The organism is Micrococcus sp. HMSC067E09 (genome assembly GCF_001812555.1).
Taxonomy (GTDB): domain Bacteria; phylum Actinomycetota; class Actinomycetes; order Actinomycetales; family Micrococcaceae; genus Micrococcus; species Micrococcus lylae.
Genome location: NZ_KV809415.1, coordinates 1 through 1332, shown reverse-complemented (window position 1 = coordinate 1332; position 1332 = coordinate 1). Strand labels below are relative to the sequence as shown.

2 protein-coding genes are annotated in these 1332 nt (G+C 66.7%); both read right to left on the bottom strand.

The genetic code is table 11. From position 1 onward, the window contains the following. Nucleotides 1-9 precede the first annotated feature (9 nt). The gene (locus HMPREF2863_RS01605; RefSeq protein ID WP_070637515.1) at nt 10-960 is read right to left on the bottom strand and encodes an IS3 family transposase; all 951 of its coding nucleotides are present in this window, start codon (nt 958-960) and stop codon (nt 10-12) included. Further along, nucleotides 957-1274, bottom strand: a complete 318-nt coding sequence (locus HMPREF2863_RS01600; protein ID WP_083315151.1) for a helix-turn-helix domain-containing protein — start codon at nt 1272-1274, stop codon at nt 957-959. The genes HMPREF2863_RS01605 and HMPREF2863_RS01600 overlap by 4 nt, the downstream gene beginning before the upstream one ends. Nucleotides 1275-1332 lie beyond the last annotated feature (58 nt).

Here is a 1332-nt window from a genome sequence, read left to right as displayed (position 1 = left end):
TGTCCCGCGTCAAGTAGTTGGCAGGATTTCCTTGGTTTTGAATGTCGGGGTGGTGGGGTCGGCCAGGCCCAGGTGCACCTCCTTGGGCCGGTTCCATGAGATGGCCTCGTGGGGCCGGAGCTCGTTGTACTCGATCCGGTAGTCCTCGGCCCGCTCGGCGAGCACGATCGCGTCGTCAATCTCGTCCAGGTAGAGCCGCTCGTACTTCAGCGTGCCGAAGCCGCGTTCACGGGACCCGTTCTGCCCCGGGGTCTTCACTCGGGTCCGCACGTGGTGTAGCTCGGGGTGGGCGGCGATGAAGGACTCGAAGCGGAAGGACCGGAACGGCCCGCCGTTGTCCGTCACGATGGTCACCACGGGCAACAGCTCACCGGTCTCGGGATCGACCGGGCAGGCCTCGACCAGCGGGTGACCGAACATAGCCTCGTAGTCGGCCAGGGCCAACTCGATCGCGTCGATCGCGTCGTGCTGGTTCCCAGTGGGCGAAACGTGGAAGGGGTACTCGTACTTGGACCAGTAGTCCCGGCACCCGGCCAGCCGCCAGGTCCCTCCGGTGGTGGTCTCGAACTCGCTGAAGTCCAGCTGCCAGACTTGGTTCGGGCCTGAAGGCTCGGTGGCGAACGCGGCCTTGCGCCGCTCGGCCAGCTTCCGTCGCTCCCGTTGGTACTGCGCGGGCAGAATCAGCCCCTCGTCGCGCAGGATCCGCAGCACGGTCGCCTCGGAAACCACATGCCCGTCGTGGCGGACCATCGCCCAGATCTTCCGATGCCCCCACGCCGGATGGGCCAGCGCGTGCTTGACCACCAGTTCCCTGGCGGCCTGCCGTGCCGGTTGCGGCCACGGTCCCTTCACCACCGTCCCGGTGCGGGCCTTGGCCTGCCAGCGGCGCCAGGTCCGCTCGGGCATGTCGAACAGCTGGCAGAACCTCGCGGTCGACATGCCCGCTTCCACGCGGATCACCTCGAGGTCCTCGAAGGGCCCAGCCGGCCCTCCGCGGACTTCTTCCACACCCTGGCCTCCAGGTGTGCCTCGCCCAAGGCCTGGGTCAGCTCGGCGACCTCGGCCTCCAGCTGTTCCTCTCGGGAGGATGGTCCGGACCTGCCGGCCACCAGGGCGGTCTTGCCGGCTTCCAGGAACTCGGCCTTCCACCGTCCGATGGACTGCTCACTGACTTTCTCCTTGCGTGCCGCTTCGGCGATGGACATCTCGCCGGCCAGCACGCTCAGCACTATCCGGGTCTTCTTCTCCACCGGAATCGAGGGTGGTCTACCCATGTCTGACTCTCCTTCAGGACCTACATAACAGCCCTGCCACTAAGTCTGACGCGCGACA